Below are 24,480 nucleotides of genomic sequence, written 5' to 3'. Positions count from 1 at the left end.
GCTTGTTGAGACTGCGGAGCCAAAGGGCTCCGCAGCGCTTTGTGGTCTGAATCCAATAGGTGCACTCCATGGCAACACTCAGCTTTCAGGCAGGCAAACAGACGGGTGCCGCCCAAAGTCGGCACCGACCGAAGGCAGCGCCCTGGCTTATGCCGCTGATTTTGGTGCTCGGCATTTTCTACCTTTATCCAGTGCTGGATGTGCTGCGCCTTGCCTTCACCAGAGCAACACTGCTCGGGGATGACGGTGGCTACACCATCACAACATTGATCAACACGTTGACCCGTGCGGAAATTCCGCAGATCCTGTGGGTCACGCTCACCTTCACGGCGGGGTCGGTGGTTGCGCAGCAACTGTTTGGCCTTGTGATCGCATTGGTGGTGGTGCGGGCCGAAAAACGGGGCTTGTTTGGTGCCACAATCCTGCGCACCACGGCGCTGATTGCCTGGGTGGTGCCGGGCATTGCTGGCGGCATTATCTGGAAAATGCTGTTTAACGAGGCTCCGTTTGGCGGGCTGAACAGCCTGCTCCGGCTTGTAGGGGCTGGCCCCGTGCAATGGCTCTCCGATCCCAACCTCGTGATGTGGTCGGTGGTGTTGTCGAATGTTTGGCGCGGCACCGCCTTTTCCATGGTGGTGATGTATGCCGCCATCAAGGCGATTGATCCGGTGCTTTACGAGGCTGCGGCTGTGGATGGGGCGCGGGCCGATCAGCGACTGCGCTATGTCACCCTGCCACAGTTAACATCGGCCATTCTGGTCAATCTGATTTTGATCACCATCCAGACCCTCAACACCTTTGATGCGATCATCTCACTCACCGGCGGTGGACCGGGACGGGCAACCGAAGTGCTGTCGCTCTATACGTTCAATGTGGTGTTTCGCAATTATGATCTGGCGGCAGGCGCTGCGCTCTCCATCCTCATGCTGGTGATCTCGCTGACGCTCGCCTTGATCTATGCCGCCTTCCTGCCAAAGGGAGATGACCAATGAAAGCCCGCACAAGTGAGCGCCTCGGTGATGCGTTGAGCTATCTTTTCATGGCCATTACCTTCGCCTTCTTCGCATGGCCGCTGCTGTGGCTTTTGTCTTTGGCGCTCAGAACCCGCAAGGAAGTGTTTCTGGGCGTCAGCCGCTTCATTCCCAAAGCACCGACGCTGGATAATTTTGCGATGATCCTGTCCTCGGACAAGTTCATCTCCTACCTGTGGAATGCGCTGAAGCTTTCATGCTTGTCGGCGGCAGGCTGCCTGATCGTGGCCCTGCCTGCGGCCTATGCCTTTTCGCGCTTTCAGTTCAAGGGCAAGGGCGCGTGGATGATGGCGCTGTTGTCGGTGCAGATGATCTCCCCGCTGGTGATCATGGTGCCACTCTACCGCTACATGGCGGCGATGGGCCTGCTGGACAGCCATTTCGGCACCACCATGGTCTATGTGGCCCTTGCCGTTCCGGTCTCGACCTGGATTTTGAAAGGCTCGATCGACGGCATTCCCAAAACCCTGGATGAAGCGGCAATGATGGATGGCTGCACCCGGTTTGGCGTGTTTATCCGTGTCATCCTGCCGCTGTCTACGCCCGGCATTGCTTCGGCCTTCATCATCGCCGTGATCAGCGGCTGGTCGCAATTTCTGGTGCCGTTCCTGCTGATCACCAAGGAATCCCTCACCCCGATTGGCGTCGGCATTTTCCAATATGCCGGCACACAAAATGACTCCTCCATCCAACTCCTCGCGGCGGCCTGCCTTGTCTCGGTGGTGCCAGCCATCATCGCCTTCCTCTCGCTCCAGCGCCTTATTCTTGGCGCGATGACCGCCGGAGCCGTGAAGGGCTGAACCCATCTTGTTGAAAGATTTTAGGAAATTATCATGAGCTTAACCTACACCCAACGCCTTGAACGGATCGAAGTTCGCAACGCAGAATTCCAGTTCTGGCGCGCCCGCAAAACAGTCGAACTGATCGGCTGGAATTTCAATGACCAACCCATTGCCGTTGGCGAGGCCTGGCCACACAAGACCCCACCCATTGGCTTCACGGCAGATGTGACCGTGCCGGAAGGCTGGCCGCTGGCAGACACCTATCTTTATCTCAACCTCGGCGGCGAAAGCCTGTTGAGCATCACAGCGCAAGATGGCTCTATCAAGCGCTATGGGCTGGATCCTTACCACCGCGAATTTGCAGCCCCTTCGCAGAGCTTTTCGCTCCATGCGCAATCCGTTCCGCGCCTGCCGTTTGGTGAGCCGGTACGCGCACCCAAGCTTGAACGGGCGGAGCTGTTCTGGATCGATCGTTCCGTGGACCGCATGGGACTGCTGATGCGCCAGATTGCCGAAGCACTCAGGGTCTTGCAAGGCCATGATGTGGTGCCTTATCTGCTGGATGCCGCAGAACAGGCCTTCTACGCCATCGATTGGCCATCAGCGACGGCAGACTATGTGGCGCGCACCGCCCCTGCGGTGATGCAGCAAAAGATCTGGCAACTGCCAGAGCTGAAACCCGACCCGGAAGGTCTGACCGACGCCCAGCGCGCCACACTGGATCAGGCCTATGAGGCGCTGATGGCGCGTCTTGGCGAACTTCGTGAACGCTTCCCTCCGCAGGGCAAGGTGGCATTGACCGGCCATGCCCATATCGATCTGTGCTGGCTGTGGCCCTATGATGAGACCCGCCGCAAAATGCGCCGGACCTTCCACACGGCACTGTCGATCATGGAAACATCGAAGGATTTCCGCTTCAACCAGTCCACCGCGCATTATTACTGGCAGCTTGAGGAGGATGATCCTCACCTGCTCGACAAAATCGTTGAGCGCGCCAAAGACGGCCAGTGGGAAACGCTGGGCGGCATGTGGATTGAGCCGGATACCAATATGCCCACAGGCGAAAGCCTGACCCGGCAAATCCTCTACGGTCAGCGCTATTTCGAAAAACGTTTTGGCACGCGCCACAGTGTTTGCTGGCTGCCGGATTGCTTTGGTTTTGCCGGAGCACTGCCGCAGCTTCTCAAACAGGGCGGAATGAAAAGCTTCTTTACCATCAAGGTCAATTGGTCCGAAAGCAACCACATCCCCGCCGATCTGTTCTGGTGGGAAGGGCTGGACGGCAGCCGAGTGCTGGCCCACTCGTTCGACAATCCCATGGAAGGCTATAACGGCTTTGTGCGCCCGGATTGCATCACGCCGACATGGAAAAATTATCGCCAGAAAGACCGGCACGACACGACGCTGCTGTGCGTCGGCTATGGCGACGGCGGCGGCGGCCCTAGCCCGGAAATGGTGGTGCGGGAAGAACAGCTTCGTGTGTTTCCTGCGATCCCGGAAGCCCGCTGGACCCGCGTGCACGACTTTTTTGAAGATGCCCATGCAATGGCGAAAACCACGCCCGTTTCCGTGTGGAAAGGTGAGATCTATCTGGAGCTGCACCGCGCCACGCTGACCACGCAAAGCGCCATCAAAAAGCTCCACCGCAAGGCCGAGCGCAGCCTGATTACAGCGGAAACGCTGGCATCCCTTGGCCATCTTCTGGGGGCCGCCAAGCCACGTTCGCTGGAGCCGGAATGGCGGGTGGTGTTGAAAAACGAGTTTCATGACATTTTGCCAGGCTCGTCGATTGCCGAGGTTTATGTGGATGCGAAAGCCGAGCTTGAGCAGGTGCTGATTGATGGTGCGGCTGCGCAAAAGGCGGCTGTTGAAGCCATCCTCAAACAAGTGCCTGAAGGCAATGATGGCGCGGTGCTGGTGATCAATCCCACACTGAGCGCCCGACCAATCCGGCTGACGCTGAATGATAAAAGCATAGCAACTGACGGCATGGTACCTGCCCTTGGTGTGAGCGTTTTGCCCGCCGGCGCTCTTGGCCCCAAACCGGGCCTGAAGGCCACGCAAAACACGTTGGAAAATGACATCATCAAGGTGACGCTGGCCGATGATGGTTCCATCGCCTCTATCCTGCACAAAACATCTGGCCGCGAAGCGGTCGAGGGTGGGGCCAACCGGTTGTTTGCCTATACGGCGGATAAGCCGCGCAATTGGGACGCGTGGGATGTGGAAGAGGATTACGGCCAAAAATCCGAGGAGTTGAGCGGATACGAATCCATCGAACTTGTCGAAAACACCGCCCACCGCGCGGCCATCCGTATCAAACGCCGTTGGCGTGATTCCACTATTGTGCAGACCTTGAGCCTTGCTGCCAACGCTCGCCGTCTCGATATTTTCACCGAAATCGATTGGCATGAACGCCGCGTCATGTTGCGCACGGAAAATGGCGTGGCTGTCAGCGCCGCCCGCGCTACCTGCGAAGTGGCCTACGGCGTGGTGGAACGCCCCACCCATTCCAACACCTCGTGGGATGAGGCGATGTTTGAGGCACCTGCGCATCGGTTTATTGATCTGTCCGAGCCGGGGTTTGGCATGGCGCTGCTGAATGATGCCAAATATGGTCACTCGGCCCGTGGCAATGTGCTGGGCCTTTCCCTGCTGCGCTCGCCGATCTATCCTGATCCGTTGGCAGATGAAGGCTATCAATCCTTCACCTATGCCCTGATGCCCCATGAAGGCACATGGTATGAGGGGCAGGTGCGCGAAGAGGCCGATGATCTGAACCAGCCGCTGATTGCCATTCCTGTGTCAGATAAAGCAGCGGGCGAATGGTGCCCTTTGCAAGCGGCAGGGCTGGAGGTTGCTCTCTCGGCCATCAAACCTGCCGAGGATGGCGATGGCCTGATCGTGCGGGTGTATGAGCCAGCTGGTCGCCGGGGCGGCTTCCAGCTTACACCACCTGAAGGTTGGGCGGTAAGCGGCGCACTCAGCATTTTGGAAGAACCAATGGAAGCGGTGGACGCGCACGCGCTAAAACCCTTTGAGGTGAAGAGTTGGCGTCTGTCGAAAACCGCTTGAAAAGGCTTTCGTCCCGCACGTCTATGGTGCATGGTTTCCCCGCCGCCGCAGTCCGGCGGCGAGGAGATTGACGATTACGATGAGTTATTCCGGAGCCAATGGCGAGCAGGCCGCAGCCCTGAACAGGGCCATCATCCTGAACGCCATTCACCGTGGTGGGCCAATTTCGCGCACCGAAATTGCCAAGCTCTCGCGCCTCACAAAGCAGGCTGTCACCCGGATTGTCGATAAACTGCTGGATGAAGGCCTGGTGATGGAGGCGCGCCGCCGGCAAGGCTTGCGCGGCCAACCGGCCATCGAGCTGGAGATTGACCCGGAGGGGGCTTTTGCCATCGGAGCCAATATTGACCGCGATCACCTGACAATTGTGGCGGTGGATGCGGTGGGTAATGTGCGCGGGCGGATTCATCATGAGGCGCGGTTTTTGCTGCCAGATGCCTTTGTAAAGCTGATGGAAGATGCCGTATCGTCCTTCCTGCGCCGCAAGGTTATTACAGAATCACGGCTTGCGGGCATTGGCCTTGCCATTCCCGACTGGCTGGGAGAGGTGCAGGTGATTGGCCTGCCAAACGCGTACAGCCATTGGAGCGGCTTTGACGTGCGTACCGCTCTGTCGCATATCACCGACCACCCCATCTATATCGACAATGACGCCAATGCGGCGGCTTTGGGCGAGATTGAATATGGGCTGGGCACCGAGATGCGCAGCTTTTTCTATATTCTGATATCCGCCTGTCTTGGTGGCAGTCTGGTGATTGACGGTATGCGCCACAAGGGCGCAGGCGGACTGGGTGGCGAAATCGGCTGGCTGCCCACGGCGGTCACAACCGGTCCCTTTGCCGGGGAAACCAGACCGTTGGGCGATATGCTGTCCATGTTCGTGCTGCTCGACTACCTTGCCGACAATGGGGTGGATGTTGCGACACCTGCGGATCTGTTGACGCTGGATGGACGGGGACGCGCCCTTCTCAGCGGTTGGCTGAAGAAAATGGCCATCAACCTTGCCGAAGCCGTCAGCGACATCGGCATGGTGGTGGACCCCGATGGCATTATTCTGGGCGGACGCCTACCTGTGCGGCTGATTGATGAATTGCTGCTCTACGTGCATGAGGAAATCAGTCGTCGAGGAGCCTTGGCCCCAAGCTTACACCGTGCGGCCGCCTCCGAGGATGCCGCAGCCCTTGGCGCTGCCGCCATGGCGCTCGCAGACCGGCTCTGTCTTCCCTCTGCCGATCCAGCGCATCTCAGTCGCTCACCGTTGACGACAGCGATCCGGCCTTCATCGATCAATTCGGTTTTGGCAGCAGCAGTTCGATAAACGGTGCTATGGCAGCACCGTAAGCGGCGTCACGGTCTGGAAAGCTTAAAGGGCGTACGGGCGGTATCCAGGCTGCGGGCACAAAATATCGCTCTTTGCCCAGCCGAGCTTCAGCGATTTTGTCAATCAGCCGATCAATCACATCGGCGGGCAATTGTCCGCCCAGTAGCATGGCTCCCGGTGATATAAAACCTGCAATGGTGACAACACCGTCCAGAAGCCGGCTGGCGGCTTGTTCAATCCAGCGATCAACCTCGCTTTCACCCTGTGCGGCAATGAAAGCCCTGTAAGACGCAGCACTCGCCATCATATCCAGCGTTCCTTCCGCCAGGCCGGGACGCATGGCACCAATTGCGCCCGCTCTGCCATGGGTGCCGCGATAAAAGCGGCCATTGATGATCAGACCCGCCTGCACCTGATCATCAATCAGGACCACAACTAGCCCACCTTCCGGCTCGCCAATGCCAAACAATCTCTCCCCTGCCAGCACCGCTTCGGGTTTGGACAAGGTAAAGCTTGGCAATTCGCCAAAAATAGCGCTCAACCCGTCATCCCTGCCCGCGTTCATTACCACCCCGACACCGATGGGGGCGGGAAAGCCTATCTCTGCCTGCACAATTTGCCTGATAGCCGCAAGCAAGGCTTCATCACACTCAAAGCGTTGATAAAGCACCATATCACCGGCGAGATTGCACAGCGCAAGAGAACCACCATTCTGGCAATGCTCGACACCAAGACCGTACGCGCCAGATGACACAAGCGAAAATTCCGCCGCTTTATAGCGTGCGGTAGTCTGGCGATTGCCTTTGCAGACAAGGCCCGCCGACAGCAGCCGTTGAAGAATGCCGGTAATGGCAGGCTCGGTGAGCTTAAGCCTTGCCGCAAGCTCCTGACGCGTCATCGGCCCTTCGCGTAGCAAAAGCGCCGAAACGGTGCGTCCGTTATGATCTGCGATATCTTCAGGACTGAGGCCCTGAGCATCGCGATCCTCCAAGGGCCGAACCGTCTGATGCCTTACAAGTCGTCGTCCCACACTCAAATTTCCATCGGCGATTTCATTGCAATCTTTGCTATCAGCAAAAAAGAAAGCAAACAGGCTTTGCTGCGTGCAGTCAATCACTCCCGTTCAAGTACCGACAGGCCCTACCTCAGTTTTTTACAATTCTAGGAAATCGCTGGTACAAAATGTGTGGAGCGAACCCGTCAAGCGAAGATAACTGAGCTCGAATGATGCATTCTCTGACCCTTTCTCATCTAAACGATCTGCGATAACCACTATGCTGCGGCTAATAATAACCGATCTACCGTTGAACATTTCGAGGCATTGATGAGCAACACCCAGCGAAATCCCATGGCCCTGGCCATCCATGGCGGCTGCGGCGTGATGAACAAGGCAGACATGCCGGAAAGTGAATGGCAAGCAGCACGCGCCGATCTCAAGCGTTCCTTGCAGGCCGGATGGGCGCTGTTGCAGCGAGGGGCATCCGCGCTGGACGCTGTCGAGGCTGCCGTGATGGTGATGGAAGATTCTGAGCATTTCAATGCGGGCCATGGTGCCGCCTTGAACACGCAGGGCGATCACGAGCTGGATGCCTCGATTATGGATGGCAACACCCTTGAGGCCGGGGCCATTGCCATGGCACGCAGCATTCGCAACCCGATCTGTGCCGCGCGCAGGCTGATGCACAGCGGTGAGACCGTGATGCTGGGGGCAAGTGCGGCCGATGCCTTTGCCAGACAATCTGGCTTGCCCATGGTAGATCAAAGCTATTTCACGACAGACCGCCGGGTAAAAGCACTGGTATCGTTAAAGGCCCATGCGAAAGCCGGAACCGCCGCCCAAGCAAGCGAAGCCGAAAAGCATGGAACAGTCGGTGCTGTGGCACTCGACAGCCACGGCCATCTGGCTGCCGCAACCTCCACCGGGGGCTTCAACAACAAGCCAGCCGGCCGCATTGGCGATACTGCTGTGATTGGAGCTGGAACCTATGCCCGGGATGGGGTCGTGGCAGTCTCTGGCACCGGCAAGGGCGAATTCTTCATTCGCCATGCCGTGGGTCACGAGATTGCCAGCCGCATGCGCTATCTCGGCGAAAATCTGGACGATGCCTGCCAGCACGTTATCTTCACCGATCTTGCCCCGCATCAGATCGGAGCCGGATTGGTGGCAGTTGGCGCAGATGGCTCCGTTACCGCACCATACAACACAGCGGGCATGTTTCGCGGCTGGATCGGCCCGGATGGGCGCATGGTTGTGGCTAGCCATGACACGCTATTTGAAATGCATGTCTAATGACTTTGAACCCAAGGCAGGATTAGCTTCACTCGGTGTCTGAAAACCGGCAGCAGGCCAGGCTTCCTGAGCTGACCGCGATTTATGCCCGGCGCACGAGCCTGAGGAGCAGCAGAAGGACGATCGCCCCGACCGTAGCGTTGACAATCGCTCTGACGATGCCCGTACCCAAGCTGAAACCGAGGCGGGGAAAGAGCCATCCGGCGATGAACGCACCGATGATACCGACAAGGATATCTCCGATCAGACCAAAACCGCCACCACGTACCACCAGGCCGGCAAGCCATCCAGCAAGGGCGCCAACAAGAAGAAATACAAGCAGGCTCTCATTCGACATCATAGGATATTTCCTTGGCTGGTGAGATTAGGCAATGCTTTGCATTGGCAGGATCGCCTTTCCTAATTTCTATAATGCCTATCGTGATCCTGCCCTTGCGTCAAACAGCCAAATAGCCCGACCGTGCTCTTGCTTGGCGGCGAGAGAACGGTTTGGATCGAGGGTACTCAGAGACGTTACCTTCTGATCCACTTTATGGCCGCCATCCCTTTCTCAGTTTTTGATCGAAATGCCGGCCAGCTTCTTGCTGGAATCCACGACATAATTGAGCGGTCACGGACGCCCACCACATTATCGTTCAGTGGTTATGCCCTTTCTTGAAAGTCGGAATCCTCAGCATCAGGCCCACCCATCGACATGTCGAGCACCCAGCCTTTTACGCGAGCCTGCTGGCCTGCAACGGAGTGGCCGGGTTTGGACATCTGGGCCATGGCTGCTGGTTTTGTTGGGATATTGCTCTTGGGCCGGGCCTTCGCCGGGTGGTTGCGTGACGCTTGCACTTTAACGTCAGCAGCATTGTCGACCTTAAAGAAGGCGATGGAGGTTTGAAGCTCCTCGGCTTGCGCTGCGAGTTCTTCTGAGGTGGCCGACATTTCTTCAGAGGCTCCAGCATTCTGCTGTGTCACCTTGTCGAGTTGCTGGATTGCCTCGTTGATCTGCGAAGCACCGATATCCTGTTCACGGCAAGCCGCGGAGATTTCCGAGACCAATTCGGCAGTCTTGCGGATGTCGGGAACCAGACGTGAGAGCATTCCACCCGCTTCCGTGGCAACCTGCACCGTCTGTCCTGACAGGCCACTGATTTCAGCGGCGGCTGATTGGCTGCGTTCGGCAAGCTTTCGCACTTCAGAGGCGACAACGGCAAAGCCCTTGCCATGTTCTCCCGCGCGGGCTGCTTCCACGGCGGCATTCAGAGCGAGAAGGTCGGTCTGTCGAGCAATTTCCTGCACGATGGAAATTTTCTCGGCAATCGTTCGCATCGCAGCCACAGCCCGATTGACGGCCTCACCGGACGCTTCGGCATCCTTTGATGATTGACGGGCAATCTTTTCGGTTTGAGCAGCATTATCAGCGTTTTGCTTGATATTGGCCGCCATTTCCTCCATGGATGCAGAGGCTTCTTCTGCCGCCGCCGCCTGTTCGGTCGCACCTTGCGAAAGCTGCTCTGCACCGGCGGAGAGCTGCTGCGAACCCGCTGAAACATTTTGACTTGCGGATAATGCATCGGCAACAACGCCGCGGAGGCGCTCAACCATGGACACAAGAGCAATTCCCAGCGTGTCCTTGTCTGAAAGCGGCTCCGGCTCGACCGTCAAGTCGCCACTGGCAATCTGGTCGGCGATGGCTGCTGTGTTGCGCAGGTTGTCTACCATAGTGTTGATCGCATTCTTCATGCGCTCATGATCGCCTTCGCATTCGATGTCCACATGCTGCGTGAGATCACCGAAACTCACCTGACGAAGGACGCGATTGCCCTCAGAGATCGGGAGAATGATGGCATCCAACATGCCGTTGATTCCGGAGACCAGTTTGGCGAAATCACCGACGAAATGATCGGCGGCGCCACGCTCAGAGAGCTTGCCGGCTGTAGACGCCCCAATCAAGCGCTGAAGTTCAGTGGTAATCGCCCGTAAATTTCCACGCAACGTCTCGATGGTCTGATTGATGAAAGCCTTCTTGCCGGGGAACTGCTCGAGCGGTGCTTCAAAATTGCCCTCGCCCAGTTCTTTGATGCAGGCCATGGCCTTCTTTTTGACGGTGATGTGGCTGATGACCATATCGTTGACGCCCTTGGCCATTGCGGCAAAGTCGCCCTTGAATTTCTCAACCGGCACAAAGACGTCGATGTCGCCCTTATCGTGCTCGATCGACATCGTATTCATTTCGGAAATCAGGCCTTTGAGATTGGCGCGCAATGTTTCGATTGTCTCATTGATGAAAGCCTTCTTGCCGGGGAACTGCTCGAGCGATGCTGCGAAATTGCCCTCGCCGAGTTCCTTGATGCAGGCCATAGCCTTCTTTTTAACCGCGATGTGGCCTGCGACCATATCGTTGACGCCCTTGGCCATCACGGCAAAATCGCCGTTGAATTTCTCAACCGGCACGAAGACATCAATATCGCCCTTATCGTGCTCGATCGACATCCTATTCATTTCAGAGATCAGGCCTTTGAGATTGGCACGCAATGTTTCGATTGTCTCATTGATGAAAACCTTCTTGCCGGGGAATTGCTCGAGCGGCGCTTCAAAATTGCCTAACCCAAGTTCCTTGACGCAAGCCATGGCCTTTTTCTTGACCGCGATATGGCCATCGACCATGTCGTTAATGCCTTTGGCCATCACAGCGAAGTCGCCCTTGAAGACTTCTGAGGGTAATCTGACATCGATGTCACCCTTGTCATGCTCACCTGACATGCCTGCGATAGATGCTCCGAGCTTCTGCATCGGCTGCATACTGGCCTCAAGTAATTCATTGACAGCAATCAGCATCTCTCTGGCCTCGCCAGTGACGGCATCGAGATTTGCACGCTCGGCTAGTTTTCCGTCTGCGATACTAACTTTGATGCGCTGTATCTCAGCCACAGCCGCATGAGATTTGGAAGATTTCTTCATTTGAGTGTAGAAAGACATTGTATATCCTCTATCCGAAGCTGTTTAGGATTTGCTGTAGCTGATAAGTCGTGGGCGCCCTGCGGCGACCGTCCTGTAAACAACAGACCGGCTAGGTATCTGCTGAAGCCCAAGTAAGTCATCAAAGCCACCAGGGTCGCGCACTTCATCCCTGCGACCAAGCCCGCTTCTTTTTTGATGGACCGCTTCATAAATGCGATAGCCAGTACACTGTTAGCAATGACGAAACCGCGCGCGAATTCCTCTCACAGCTCGAAGCTTAAGAGAGTGTCTAGTCAACTCGGTCTCAAAACGTGATTTTGTGTCGCGTCATGCGAAGGAACATCGCAACTCGATGCTGTGCGATCTCAATTCTAAGATGTAATTGTTAATCATGCCCTAAAGTACCCCTTTTTTTAGTGGGAACTCATGTGGCGCTGATGATTCTGTCTCAGTTTTTTTAAGGGCTTCATAAATGTCTCTCGCTCTACGCATTTATGGGACAATATTGTGAGTTGGCTGGAGCCGCCTATTATTGCCCGATCATCTGCCCTGACGTTTGAGATCCTGGGCGAGGTGTGAAACAACTTCAGTGAAAGCGTTGGGACAGAGACCAAAAACGGGTTCAACGGTCCGGGTTTCTCCGCGGATGTCGCCGATCAGATTGAAAATTGCAGCTTCGCCCATGGATAAAGCTGGTATGAACTCGACGCCCTTGATCACGGCACAGGCCATATTCAACAGTGAACTGCATTTCCACTTGGTGGCGATCCGGTCTGCCTTCAGTCGTGACTTGAAGCGGTTGAACGCCTCAACGTGGGCGAGGATTACGGCGGCCAGCGCATCATAGAGCGGTTGCGAACCGCGACCGAGCTTGAAGCTGCCGAGTGCATGGCGGGTGAGGAAAGTCGCCTTGGTGGCCAGCAGGCATTCAACGCCAATGATCTTCGGCAGGTTATTCAGCACCTGCTGCGCTTTGCGGCACGAGCATGTGACCATGGAGGTATGGTCTTCCTGACTGCTCTTGGTGCGGATGGTGTGGACGACCGAAGGAACGGCTAATATCTTGTTTTGTGAAGCCATGGCGGTGGCAGTTGGGGAGATAATGCCGTAACCGTAGTTAAGCCCGATGGGCTTTCCGGCGAGGTTGGGCGACAGGCCATAATTCAGCGTGGTGTCGCACAGCGCAAACAAACGCCGCTTGGAAATATTGCTGATTTCAATCAGGGCATTGGCCAGAAGATCCATGGCAAAGCGTCGGTTCTATCTCGTCGAGATAAAGCGTCCGTTCGGCACCAAACAATTGATTAAGTCTCTGACACATTTGAGATATTTTCAATTTTTTTAAGTCGAGAATGCGTCAGCATCTTCGAGATTTGGTATGAGAGGGTTCAAGACATTGAAAACGGCCTATGTGACGATCAATGGGTTCGAGGCCATGCGAGCACGACGCAAAGGCCACGCTACGATTTTCAACCTGACAAAATGCATCCGTGGGCGGGTCCACATCGTTGAGTGCTCCTTCGCCCTTCAAAAGGTTTGCAACAGAGCTGGATCGGTATCCGTATTGTCAACCGGATAACAGAGCCAGAAATTGTGGTGCCGCGGCTGACCAAATCTGACGGTTTCTGCATGGGGTATTCGGGAACGTGTCCGACGTCTCCCCTTGCGAAGATCTGAGCGGCTTTATACGAACATCGGCAGAAAATTGCATCGATCACCTGCTGCAAACACTGAAAGCTGCCAGAAATGTCTCTTGGATGTTACGATATCGAGATGCGCAAGCGGAACGCCGCCGTTCTCGTGGTGCTGTTCTCCCATTCAACCAAGCATCATTTCAAGTCTGTCGATTTTCCGGCGGATGTTTTGAGCATTGCGGATAAGGAAGACACCTATTTCACAAACACGCCAGACATTCTGGCGAATTTCATAGAAAATGTCAGTGCCCCCTACGATCTGGTGATGACGATTGGTGGAAGCAAAGGGGGGCATGGGGCGCTGTATCACGGCACTCTTCTCGCACGCAGGATCGAAAAACCTGTTCGTGTTCTCGCCTTCAGCCCGGTTGTCATGCTCTCGGATAATCCGAATGACATACCATATGTGTCCTACCAAAAGCTGATGGAGCGCGCGCAGACGACACCAGAACTGGCAGAAAACCTGCGCCAGTCAACCCAGGTGATAACAGCAGACCCGCCGCCCAATCTCACGGCCTTCTGCATCGTCGGGGCCGACAATCAATGCGACTGTATCGAGGCCAGCCGACTGATTGGCGCACATATCTTGACGCTGCCTATGCATCACCATGAAACGGTCATCCCGTTCCTTTGCGATACCAGCGATGCCAGAGCAGTGACGAAAACCGTGCTGGTGCTGTACGATAGAGCCGCAGAGGAGGCCGACGTTGCGCATCTGCTTGAAAAAGGCAGTGTTGACAAAATGATCGCGGACCTTTCCCGCGTTCCCAAACAGCCTCGCCTCGATGACCTGACGAATCTTGTCATAAAGGGTGATGCCAGTATTGTGAGGCAGGCTGTGACAACGGCAAGCGCCGGATCGTCCCCATCTGAATCCTGATAGGACGCTCTTCACACCTGATCGAATCGACCGAAAGCCTGCGCTTGCATCAATCGCTACCGTCACAGGCATCTCACAAGGACCGAAGCCTTGTCTTGAACGACAAAGCTCCCACGCGGTCGAAAAAAATCTTACGCTATAGTCCCAAACCGAACCGGTTACACGTCTATCTCTCAGCAACCGGACGTGGTGACCCCTTGGGATGCACGTTTGTTATGCTGCATAATTTCTCAAGCCAGAGTTGGTTCATGGAGAAATTATGAAGCAAATATAAGGCGTTACGGCTTATTTTGTGCGTTTTCACAGGACGTGCGTCGCGTAAGCAATGTGTTGGGGAGAGAGGGATGATGCATTTCACACGCGAAACCATGACCGTCCTTGCGGTCCTCACGGCCTGTGCGTGCAGACCCGGCCGTAAGCTTGCCTTCCGGGAACTGACCGATTTGCACAATGGCCCCACCGGAGAGGTCGTCAAAAGCATCTTGCTGTTGCTCCGGCATGAACTGTTGCACCGCGAGCCAGACGGCCGCGTGATGCTCGCCATCAATCCAGCCAGCGTCACACTGGGTGGCATTCTGCGGCTCACCCAACCCGATCTTCTCCAATGGGATAAACAACAAAGCCATAGGCAGCGGAATGTATTCTCGCTCGCCGTTGAAGCCGCCTCAGTGAATTTCGTGCGGATGGCTGACCAGTTCACGCTCGCCGATCTCATCGCGGACCACCCATCCGGGACATGCCACGCGGCATGAACGCCGTATTCGCGTCTTGAATCCTACGGTATCGGGTCTGTTCACGGATATCCATCCGTTGCCTCAGGTCGATCAGGCGTCGGTTTCCAGACTGTCGTCTGCGGGGGACAACTGGGGCACGGGCAACCGCATCAAACGCTCGCGAGCCGGGCGGGCGGTCACGAGGCTACACTCGAGACAAGCGATAGCGGAGCTATCGGGCGAGGCCACGAGGTCCGCGACAGTGAAACGGTCGAGCAGCCTGACAAGAAAGGACGAGGCCGCTGCAACGATGCCGTCAAGCAAGGGCTGCCCTTTGAGAGTCCCGGGTTCAGGCTCTTGCGCGTTGCTGTCGAGGTCCGGCTGGGTGATCCGCAGCACGTCGGCGAGCTTGATGTCCTTGGGATCACGCGCAAGGCGAAGGCCACCGCCCGGCCCGCGATCGCTGGTGAGAAACCCGTTGCGGACCAGAAGAGCGACGACTTGATAGGCATGATCCCTCGTCGCGCCGACCTCTTGCGCCAGATGCTGGGCAGGGTGCTTCGTCAATGGACTTTGCGCGCAGGCTGTCAATATACCGATCGCAATTTCGGATTGCCGCTTCAGGCGCATGGATGGCACTATCAGGTGAGTTACTCGTTGAACCATAGTCGCATATTTGGATGATGGTGACCATGGGCTTCATTGTGCAAAACAATATCAGGCAATGGCATTGCGCATCCATCCGCGCCCGTGCCAGCGCGAAAGCATGAAACCGGCCTTGAGTGTCTCCTCAATAATCAGCGCGTACCAGACACCTTCGACCCCATAGCCCGCCTCCACGCAAAACAGCCAGGCCAGTGGCAGACCGAGCCCCCAAGTCAACCCGATACTGACGAGGACCGGGACCCGTGCGTCGCCGACAGCCCTGAGCGAATGCAGCAGCACTGTATTGAAGGCGAAGCCGGGCTGGATGAAAATCGTCAGCAACAAAAGGTAGGTGGAAAGTTCCAGAACCTCACCGCCCTGTCCGAACAATCCGAGATATTGATCGGACAAGAGCCAGAACAGAAGCGCGATTGCCATCGTGACCACGGTTGCGGCAAGGCTGGAGCGCAGCGCCTGACGATAGGCGTCCTGCCGTCGGCCTTCGCCCCAGCGATAGCCGACGAGCACCTCGTTTCCTTGGCTCACAGCCATGACGACAAGGATGAGGAACGTCATGGCCAGCATGACATAGGTGCGGCTCAAGACACTTGAGACGCCGAAGCCCGCAACAAAGCCGAGCAGGACAAGCTGGTAAAAACCGTAGCCGATATAGTCCGAAACACTGGGAAAGGCGAGGACGAGCATCCGCCGCACGAGCAAGAGCCGCGCCCTGATCGGCCCAGCCACGAAACGAAGACCGAGAGTGTAATAGACGGCAAGGCCGAACATCAGCGCCATTGCAATCCTTGAGCCGAGTGTTGCATAGGCCGCACCTGTCACTCCGAGCGGGGGAACCGGCCCGGCACCAAGCACAAGAACATAGGTCGCCCCAATGTAAATCACCGACAGGAGCAAGCCGGTCATCACAATCACCCGGCTGCTGCCGAAAGCCCTCAGGCTGGCAATCGCAGCCGTGGCAAGCGCATTGAAGGCCATGGCAGCGGCGGCGACGGAAAGATAAAGACTTGCATCGTGAACGATTGATGCCGGGACATCGAGAATCCGCAAGATCACCGGTCCACCCAGAAACAGCAGACCGCCTACCAAAAGGCCAAGGAGCGTATTGGTGAAGACCGCAAGCGCTGCGATCTGCCGCGCGCCCTCCTCGTCACCGCGCCCGAGACTGTGCGATATCAGGATGACCGCGCCGATCCCGACCATGCTCGAAATCTCGAAAACAACCTGAAGCACTTGCCGCACAATCGCCACCGCCGCTGCCGCATTGGCGGAATAGGCACTGACGATCAGCATTTCCGACAGCATGACCAGAAAGGTCAGCAGCGAATGCACGAACATCGGCAGGCTAAGCCGGAAAAGCGACTTTGTCGTTCGCGCGGATGGCGGGCGGCGCGGCAGGTCCGCATCGCCAAGGGTTTCAACTGTCTGCATGCGTCAGGCACCTGTGCGTTCGGCCCGCAGGCCACGGCGACCTGCAAGGCGATCGCGACCCGTCTGGCGCAAGAGGGTTCGATCACCTCCAGACCATTCGCCTTCACGACCGGCTTGGAGCTGCGCGATATGGGCGGCCATTGTTTCCAGCGTCGGAAACTGGAAAAAGGCCGTAATATCAATCGATACTCCAAAACGCTTGTCGATCACACCCTGCAAAGAGACAACAAGCAGCGAATGGCCGCCGCATTCGAAGAAATTGTCCCCCGGATTGACGTGGTCGAGTTTAAGCGCCTCTCGCCAGATTGCGGCAAGCGTTGCCGCGGGTTCGCCGGAGATCGGCAGGTGCGTTTGCCGCTGTGCCGGTTTTGGTCGGCAGGCCGGAAGTGCGCGGCGATCAACCTTGCCGTTTGGCGTCAGCGGGAAGGCATCAAGCGCGACATAGGCCGATGGCAGCATGTAGAGCGGCAGGCTGTCGGCCATATGGGGTCCAAGCTCCGCGCTCGCCTCCCCGGCAAATGGCTCTCGCCAACGCAGATAGGCGACAAGCTGCTTGCCAGCACCGCCATCTTCGACAAGCACTGCCGCTTCGGCAACGCGAGGATGGGCCGCAAGCCTTGCCTCGACCTCCCCGAGTTCGATGCGATAGCCACGCAGCTTCACCTGATTGTCGATCCGTCCGAGAAAATCGAGCGCGCCATTCTCCGCCAAGCGCACAAGGTCGCCAGTGCGGTACAGATGGTAGCCGTCCTGCGGACCACGCCGGAAAGGGTTGGGGATGAACCTGTCTGCCGTCAGGCCGGGTTTGCCCCAGTAGCCCGGGCTCAATCCCGCACCGCCGATGTGCAATTCTCCCGGCGTGCCCGGTGGCACGGGTTCCCCGCGCCGGTCGAGAACATAGAGTTGGGTGTTCTGAATGGGGCCAGCAACCGTGACACTGTGGCCATTGAGGTCTTCACGCCGCACCTCAGTGGCCGCAGACCAGACGGTTGTCTCGGTTGGACCGTAAAGATTCCACAGGCAATTGCCCCGATCCAGTAACTCGACTGCCAGACGGCTGTCCAGCGCCTCGCCGCCGCACAGCATGCGAAGCCCCCTCGCTCCGCGCCACCCCGTCTCGATCAGCATGCGCCACCCGGCGGGCGTTGCCTGCATGACACTCGGCTGCACACGATCGATCAGCGCGGCAAGACGCCGACCATCGCGGGCAATGGCGCTCTCAGTAAGCAGCACTGTTGCGCCTTGCGAAAGAGGGGCGAACAATTCCAGCCCCGCAATGTCGAAGCCAATCGTGGTCAGCGCCAGCAGGCGGTCGCTCGCATCGATCCCGGGCCTGTCGGCCATGGACGCGATGAAATTGGCAAGGGCACCATGGGTAATTGCCACGCCCTTGGGCTGGCCGGTGCTGCCGCTGGTATAAAGAATGTAGGCGAGATCATCGGCCTGAACCGCAGCAGGTTTGAAGGATGCCGACGCACCGCCGAATATCTGGGTCGGGTCCATCACCGGAACATCTTGCGGCATCTCCGCCCGCTCACTGTCCGCAAGATCCGTTAGCACCAGCGCTGCACCGGAATCGGCCAGCATGTAGGCAATGCGCTCTGCCGGATAGTCGGGATCAACAGGCAGATAGGCAGCACCCGACCGCATGACGGCCAGCAGTGAGGGCAGCAATGCGCTTCCACGCCGCTGATAGACCGCAACGACCGCGCCCCGGCCAATGCCTTGCTGGTAAATGTGATGGGCAAGAGCATCCGCGTGAAGGACGAGATCGCCATAGGACATGGCGCTGTCGCGGCCCTCACCCACCTGAACGACGGCGGCTTTGCCCGGTTTGCTTTGCGCCCGCGCGATGATCTGGTCGTGAACCGCCACACTTGGCTGCGTCTGCGGACCTCGGCCCGTCTGGAGCAGGATGTCTCGCTCATCGGGATGAAGCATCTCGATTGTGCCAAGGCAGGCTTGCGGATCATCAGCGATGGATGAGAGCAAAGTCTCGTAATGGCGCAGCAGACGATCCGCTCTTGTGGATGACAGACGGGATGGGTCCGCGGCAAGCGCAATCTCAATCTCGGTCCCGGGAAAGACCCGGAGCGACAGCGGATAATGCGTACGCTCATAGCTGCCGGGATCGGTGAGGGTGAGCGTGTGTGTTCCTTCCGCGAAAGCAGCCTGCATCGAAAGCGGTAGATTCTCGATGATAAGCAACGTGTCAAAAAGCGGCTGATCGGCGGTCTTGCCAGCCCAGCGCTGAATATCGGCAAGCGCTGCATGCCCGTGCTTTTCCCGCTGGCGATGCGCAGACTGGAGGCCTTGAAGCCATTCGGCCACCCTCTCATCCGGTCGCGTGCGGGCGCGGAACGGCACCGTGTTCAGGAACAGGCCAATCATTCGGTCTGCATCTGGCAGGTCCGGCGGGCGGCCCGACAAAACCGTTCCGAAGATCACATCGTCCTCGGCCCCATAGCGCGATAGAAGCAGCGCCCAGGCCCCCTGTAACACGGTCGCCAGCGTCAGCCGCTCCCGCCGCGCCATCACGGTCAGCCGCGTTGCGAGGCTGGCATCAAGGCTGCGCCGGATCTCGACAATGGCCTCCTGTGCCGCCTCGCCCGTTTTCGTCTCCCCGAACAGGCCGCCTTGCGGCAGATCGGCAAGAGCGTGCGACCAATAGGCCTGCGCAGAAGAGATATCCTGCCGGTCGCGCCACGCGACGTATTGCCGATAAGACGGGGGAGGCGCTGGCAGGCTTTCGCCGGCATAAGCCTTCAACATTTCGCCGACAAGCAGCGAGCCGCACCAGCCATCCATCAACAGGTGGTGGAAAGTCCAGACGAAGCGATGGCGGCCAGTTCCGAGCCGTATCAGCGCAAACCGCAAAAGGGGTGCCGCATCCAGCGTAAAGCCACGGCGGCGATCCGCCTCCAGCCATGCCGCAAAGGCTGTCTCCTGCCCTGCCGCGTCTTCGCCCGACCAATCCGCTTCGCGCCATTCGGGCACAACATCTTCCGCAATGACCATGACTGGCCGCTCGACATCCAACCAGCGGCAGGCACCACGCAAAACCTCATGGCGGGCGATCACCCTCCCCCACGCCGATTTGAAAGCATCGGTATCCAGCGGGCCTTCCAGCACGCACCAGCATTGCTCGATATAGGTGCCTGAGGCTGGGGCCATCAGACTGTGGAACAGCATGCCCGCCTGCACGGGCGTCATCTCGAAGCTAGGTCCGCTTTCGGCAACCTCACTTATCTGAACCTCAATTGCCTGAACCGCGTTTTCGGCAACGGCAACTGCGGCCTGTGCTGCAATTGTCTGCAACTCGAAAATCTGGGTCGGTTCGAGCTTCAGCCCCTTGGCTTGTGCCTTCGCGACGATCTGGACGCCGATAATGGAGTCACCACCGAGATCGAAGAAATTATCCTCGATGCCAAAATCCTCGCGCCGCAGCACGGCCTTCCATATTTCCAGCAGCGTCGCCTCAATGGCATTGCGGGCTGGAACCGGCTCCGTACGCGTTGTGGAAAGTTGGGGGATCGGAAGCTGTTTGCGATCCACCTTACCGTTCGGGTTGAGAGGAAATTCATCCATCAGCACGAAGGCCGTCGGCACCATATAGCGCGGCAATTGCGCAGACAACGACTGGCGTAGCTTACGCTCAATCTCACCATCGTTCGTCGTCGGCCAATCGCGAACGAGCACATAGGCAATCAGCCGCTCGTTTTCCGCGTCGAGCGTGACGATGGCCTGCTCAACGACGCTTTCGCGCAGCAATTTGTCTTCGATCTCGCCGATCTCGATGCGGTAGCCGCGCAGCTTGACCTGAAAATCCGTGCGTCCGATAAATTCGATCTCACTATTTGCCAGACGAACAACCGCATCGCCGGTGCGATAGAGCCTAAGCGCAGGGCTGTTTTCATCGTAGAACGGGTTCGGCACGAAGCGCGCGGCTGTGAGAGCCGGGCGGTTCCAGTAACCGGGGCTGAGGCACGGCCCACCGATATAGAGTTCGCCGCCAATGCCGCGCGGCAAGGGCTGCATATAGGCGTCGAGAACGTGGAGGTGGGTATTGTCGAGAAGGCCACCAACGGGCACTTTGCCGCTTTCCGCGTGGGCGTGGGTGACCTTCAGCGCGCTTGCCCAGATTGTCGCCTCCGTTGGCCCATAAACGTTCCACAACTCTTTCGTGCGGTCGATCAGCTTGCGGGCAAGCGGCGCATCCAGCGCCTCGCCGCCGCAAAGGGCGATGAGATGCGGCAATCCCTCCCAGCCACTGTCGATCAACATGCGCCAATAGGCGGGCGTTGCCTGCAAATGCGAGATACGATCCGTGACAAGCACGTCGGCAAGCCGCTGTGGCGCAAGCAGCAGGTCTTGGCCGTAAAGCACGGTGGTCGCGCCGACGCTGAGCGGCAGAAGCATTTCCAGAATGGAAATGTCGAAGGTGGGCGTGGTGATTGCCAAAAGCCGATCACCGGGCGCAAGCCCCGGCGAGACGGCCATGGAGCGCAGATGATTGAGCAGGCTTGCATGGCCAATCGGCACGCCGTTCGGTCGGCCCGTACTGCCGCTGGTGTAGAGAAGATAGGCGATGCGCGCGGGATCAGAGGGCGGCAGCGCGGCAGGGGTGTCGCTCACCGGCATTGGGCGGGTCGGATCAAGGGAGCGATGGGCCGGATAGAGGTCTGCCCTGTCCGTCAAAACCAGACTGACACCGGAATCCTCAAGCACATAGGCAACCCGATCCGCCGGATGATCGGGATCGAGCGGAACATAGACCGCACCCGCTTTCAGAATGGCAAGGAAGGCGATGACGGATTGCCCCCTGCCCGGCAGCGAAACGGCGACCCTATCGCCGGGGTGAACCGAAAGGCTGACAAGCGTGTCAGTAAGTGCGTCCACATCTGTCTGTAGTTCGCCATAGGTCCAACTGCGGCCCTGACTTTCAAGTGCAATCGCATCGGGTTGGTGCCGGGCCACGTGTGCGATTGCGTCGTGCATGGTGATGTCAGGCACGGGCCGCGCGGTTGGCGTTCCAAGCGCAACCACGGCGGCATGCTCTTCCTTTGATAGATAGGCGAGCGTTGGCAGCAAAGCATTAGGAGCTTGCAGGATGGAGCCGAGCAAAACCTCGAAATGGGCGGCCATGCGCTCGATCCGCCATGAATCAAAGATCGCCATGCGATATTCGATGTTCAGCAGATAGCCGGATTCCCGCTCCATCACATACCAACTGAGATCGACCTTTGTTTCACTCAGCCTTGCTGGCTGTTGGCGAACCTTGAGACCGTCGATGCCGAAATCGATCTGCTCGGCATTCTGTGCGCGGTAATCTTGCGACTGCAACTGGAACATAACCTGCGAGAGCGGGTTCTGCCGTTGGTCGCGGCTCATGCCAAGTGCCTCAGCAATCAGCGGAAAGGGAAATGCCTGATGGTCGAGCGCATCCGAGAACCGCTCCTGAACCGCCCCGACCCACTGCGAAAACGTCATCCGCGGATCAAGTTGCGCGCGCAGCACCAGCGTGTTGGTAAACAGACCAATCAGCCCTGCGGCATCCGGATCGTCCCGCCCGGCGACGGGCACGCAGACCGACAGGTCCCGCTCGCCACTGTAGCGATGAAGCAGCAGCGAGAAGGCCGCAGCCATCACCACAAAAGGTGTGGTTCCAAGCTGGCTGGCAAGCGAGGCGACCTGCGACGACACCGAGACGGGAATAACCCGTGTCACGGTGGCCGCCGTCATCTCAACGCTGCTGCTGCGGGATCGGTCGCTTGGCAATTCCAGCGGCTTGAGATCGGCGAGGGTTTGTTTCCAGTAGTCGCGAGCGCGTTCGCAATCCGGGCGCTGAAGCCATGCGTGTTGATCAAGAACCAGATCACCAAAATCACGGTTGATGGGCGAAAGCGCGGGCGCGGCACCCATACGATAGGCGCGGTAGCAGGCCGTCAGCTCGCGCATCAGCACGCCGCGTGACCAGCCATCCGCGACAATGTGATGAAGGGTGATCGCCAGCAGATGGTCGCTCTCATTCTGCCGGAAGAGATGCGCCCGGATCAGCGGTGCCTTTGAGAGATCGAAAGGGTCAGTCGCAACAGCCAGCGCCAGCGCCTCACCATCCTCGCCTGTCGCCTCCAGATCGGTAAAGCCCAGAGCAAAAGCGTGGTTCGGATCAACCTCCTGCCAAGGCTCACCTGCCTCCACGGGAAAGGCGGTTCTGAGCGGCGCATGCCGGGAGACAATTGTTGCAAGGCTGCGCTCAAGGGCTGCGCGATCAAGCGGCCCCTCAAACCGCCAGCGATAGGCAACGTGATACGCAGAACTCTCGGGATAGAGGCTCTGCTGGAGCCAGAAATGCTTCTGGCCGGGTGTCAACGGCAGGCGCCCGGTGCGCGTTGACACCCTTGGCGTCTCTTGTGGCGTCTCTTCCGGGGCCACCCGTTCCCAGGCGATCCCACGGGCTTCGAGCTGGCGGCGGAAGGCCTCGCGTTCCGCAAGACTGAGCGCCGCAACGCGGGCGCGCAGCGCCACAATAGGATCGACAGAGTTCACGGGCAGTCTCCCTATACGGCTTCGGCGATGGTCGGCTGCGGCGCATGCTGGCGCGCAAGCCGCGCGAGATGCGGCAGACCGCCCATGACGAGATCGTAATCCTGCACGAAGTCGATCAGGCATGCGATTTCATCGATCCCCGCCGCAGCCAGCGCCTGCACTGTCTCTGCGGTGCTTTCCGGCGTGCCGATGAGCGAGCGGCCCTTGATGAAGCCCTCAACCCCGAACTCGATCAGGCTGTCGAGATCGTCCCGGCTGAAATTCTCGAGCGCGATATCAAGACCCATGCTGCGGGCCAGCCCTTCGAGCAGATGATAATGGGTTCTGAGATAATCGCTGAAGGGGCCTTTGACATTGGCTTTCACGGTTTCGACATCACCGCCGAGATAGGTGTGCACCATAATGCTCACGGTGCCCGCAGCCGGATCAAAACCGTTCTTTTCCAGCGACCGGCGGTAGGCGGCGATCTTGGGTGTCAGGCTTTCCAATGTCTCACCGAGCAGCGCCGTCAGCACGTTGATGCCGCGACGGCCCGCTTCCACAAAGGTTTCCATGGACTGGCACGCCACCCAGAAAGGCACGCGCGGTTGCACCGGGCGCGGCAGTGTCTTTGCCTCAACGGCATTGCCTTCCGCATCCTCAAAGGTCAGCGTCTCGCCAGCAAGCAGCTTGGTGACCTGATCATAGCTCCGCCACATCAGGCTGCGGCGGCTGCCATGCGGCTCACGCGACAGCACGAATTCGTTGCGCGTCCAGCCCGACGCAATCGCCACACCCACACGGCCTTGCGAGAGATTGTCCACGACGGCAATTTCTTCTGCCACGCGCACGGGATGATGGAGCGGCAGAACAATGCTGCCGGAGCGCAATTGCACCTTCTTCGTCACCATGGCCAGTGCGGCATGGATCATCGACGGATTGGGATAGAGGCCGCCGAAGGCATGGAAATGGCGCTCCGGCACCCAGAGTGCGCTCAGGCCATTGTCATCGGCAAACCGTGCGCTGTCCATCAGCAGCCGATAGCTGTCACCGTTCGTAGCGGAGCCATCGCCATCGAAATAGAAGAGGCTGAATTTCATCGTCGTCGTTCCTTTACGTATTA

15 protein-coding genes and 2 pseudogenes are annotated in these 24,480 nt (G+C 58.1%); 8 read left to right on the top strand and 9 right to left on the bottom strand.

Annotation, left to right across the window (positions count from 1 at the left end):
• Window positions 1–149 precede the first annotated feature (149 nt).
• From ASB66_RS20055 to ASB66_RS20040, 4 genes are all read left to right on the top strand, one after another.
• Window positions 150–992 (top strand): carbohydrate ABC transporter permease, encoded by an 843-nt coding sequence (locus ASB66_RS20055; RefSeq protein ID WP_114386907.1) that lies wholly within the window; start codon window positions 150–152, stop codon window positions 990–992.
• Window positions 989–1,831, top strand: a complete 843-nt coding sequence (locus tag ASB66_RS20050) for a carbohydrate ABC transporter permease (RefSeq protein WP_060720028.1) — start codon at window positions 989–991, stop codon at window positions 1,829–1,831. The genes ASB66_RS20055 and ASB66_RS20050 overlap by 4 nt, the downstream gene beginning before the upstream one ends.
• A gap of 33 nt (window positions 1,832–1,864) precedes the next feature.
• Entirely contained in the window at window positions 1,865–4,888 is a 3,024-nt protein-coding gene (locus ASB66_RS20045; RefSeq protein WP_060720027.1) for an alpha-mannosidase, read from the top strand.
• Window positions 4,889–4,967: 79 nt separating this feature from the next.
• On the top strand, window positions 4,968–6,206 hold the full coding sequence (locus ASB66_RS20040) for an ROK family transcriptional regulator (RefSeq protein WP_114386891.1): 1,239 nt from the start codon (window positions 4,968–4,970) through the stop codon (window positions 6,204–6,206).
• Here the strand turns inward: ASB66_RS20040 and ASB66_RS20035 are convergent.
• Window positions 6,175–7,239, bottom strand: a complete 1,065-nt coding sequence (locus tag ASB66_RS20035) for an ROK family transcriptional regulator (protein ID WP_081089206.1) — start codon at window positions 7,237–7,239, stop codon at window positions 6,175–6,177. The two genes, ASB66_RS20040 and ASB66_RS20035, sit on opposite strands and share 32 nt — an antisense overlap.
• A 294-nt stretch (window positions 7,240–7,533) precedes the next feature.
• On the opposite strand from ASB66_RS20035, the gene ASB66_RS20030 reads away from it, so the two are divergent.
• Entirely contained in the window at window positions 7,534–8,499 is a 966-nt protein-coding gene (locus ASB66_RS20030; RefSeq protein ID WP_081089197.1) for an isoaspartyl peptidase/L-asparaginase family protein, read from the top strand.
• 82 nt (window positions 8,500–8,581) lie between these two features.
• Here the strand turns inward: ASB66_RS20030 and ASB66_RS20025 are convergent, their stop codons facing one another.
• The 4 genes and pseudogenes from ASB66_RS20025 to ASB66_RS26785 all read right to left on the bottom strand — a co-directional run bounded on the left by ASB66_RS20025 (window position 8,582) and on the right by ASB66_RS26785 (window position 12,693).
• Window positions 8,582–8,836 carry a GlsB/YeaQ/YmgE family stress response membrane protein gene (locus ASB66_RS20025; RefSeq protein ID WP_060720108.1) on the bottom strand — a complete coding sequence of 85 codons (255 nt, stop codon included), beginning with the start codon at window positions 8,834–8,836 and terminating at the stop codon, window positions 8,582–8,584.
• A 305-nt stretch (window positions 8,837–9,141) separates the two neighbouring features.
• Complete coding sequence (locus ASB66_RS20020) at window positions 9,142–11,043, bottom strand: methyl-accepting chemotaxis protein (RefSeq protein ID WP_411910114.1); 1,902 nt, start codon at window positions 11,041–11,043, stop codon at window positions 9,142–9,144.
• Window positions 11,017–11,154, bottom strand: a pseudogene (locus ASB66_RS27165) (hypothetical protein); the annotation flags it as partial. The pseudogene ASB66_RS27165 and the gene ASB66_RS20020, both read right to left, overlap by 27 nt.
• Before the next feature lie 834 nt (window positions 11,155–11,988).
• The gene (locus ASB66_RS26785) at window positions 11,989–12,693 is read right to left on the bottom strand and encodes an aromatic amino acid lyase (RefSeq protein WP_060720023.1); all 705 of its coding nucleotides are present in this window, start codon (window positions 12,691–12,693) and stop codon (window positions 11,989–11,991) included.
• Between the two features lie 133 nt (window positions 12,694–12,826).
• Here ASB66_RS26785 and ASB66_RS26780 point away from each other — a divergent pair.
• The 3 genes and pseudogenes from ASB66_RS26780 to ASB66_RS20000 form a co-directional block, all read left to right on the top strand.
• Window positions 12,827–12,904, top strand: a pseudogene (locus tag ASB66_RS26780) (IS6 family transposase); the annotation flags it as partial.
• Window positions 12,905–13,221: 317 nt separating this feature from the next.
• Window positions 13,222–14,022 (top strand): hypothetical protein, encoded by an 801-nt coding sequence (locus ASB66_RS20005; RefSeq protein ID WP_234613915.1) that lies wholly within the window; start codon window positions 13,222–13,224, stop codon window positions 14,020–14,022.
• A 344-nt stretch (window positions 14,023–14,366) separates the two neighbouring features.
• Window positions 14,367–14,774: a hypothetical protein gene (locus ASB66_RS20000; RefSeq protein WP_060720021.1), complete on the top strand. Its 408-nt coding sequence runs from the start codon at window positions 14,367–14,369 to the stop codon at window positions 14,772–14,774.
• Window positions 14,775–14,846: 72 nt separating this feature from the next.
• Here the strand turns inward: ASB66_RS20000 and ASB66_RS19995 are convergent, their stop codons facing one another.
• From ASB66_RS19995 to ASB66_RS19980, 4 genes are all read right to left on the bottom strand, one after another.
• Window positions 14,847–15,365 (bottom strand): RrF2 family transcriptional regulator, encoded by a 519-nt coding sequence (locus ASB66_RS19995; RefSeq protein WP_060720020.1) that lies wholly within the window; start codon window positions 15,363–15,365, stop codon window positions 14,847–14,849.
• 87 nt (window positions 15,366–15,452) lie between these two features.
• Window positions 15,453–16,829: an MATE family efflux transporter gene (locus tag ASB66_RS19990; RefSeq protein ID WP_060720019.1), complete on the bottom strand. Its 1,377-nt coding sequence runs from the start codon at window positions 16,827–16,829 to the stop codon at window positions 15,453–15,455.
• A 3-nt stretch (window positions 16,830–16,832) separates the two neighbouring features.
• The gene (locus ASB66_RS19985) at window positions 16,833–23,378 is read right to left on the bottom strand and encodes a non-ribosomal peptide synthetase (RefSeq protein WP_234613917.1); all 6,546 of its coding nucleotides are present in this window, start codon (window positions 23,376–23,378) and stop codon (window positions 16,833–16,835) included.
• 11 nt (window positions 23,379–23,389) lie between these two features.
• Window positions 23,390–24,457, bottom strand: coding sequence for an LLM class flavin-dependent oxidoreductase (locus ASB66_RS19980; protein ID WP_060720017.1), 1,068 nt, complete (start codon window positions 24,455–24,457; stop codon window positions 23,390–23,392).
• Window positions 24,458–24,480 lie beyond the last annotated feature (23 nt).

The sequence above is a fragment of the Gillisella vitis genome (genome assembly GCF_001541345.2).
GTDB classification, from domain to species: Bacteria; Pseudomonadota; Alphaproteobacteria; order Rhizobiales; family Rhizobiaceae; genus Allorhizobium; species Allorhizobium vitis.
Note: the sequence above shows the minus strand (reverse complement) of the source record. Positions and strands in the feature narration are given on the sequence as shown.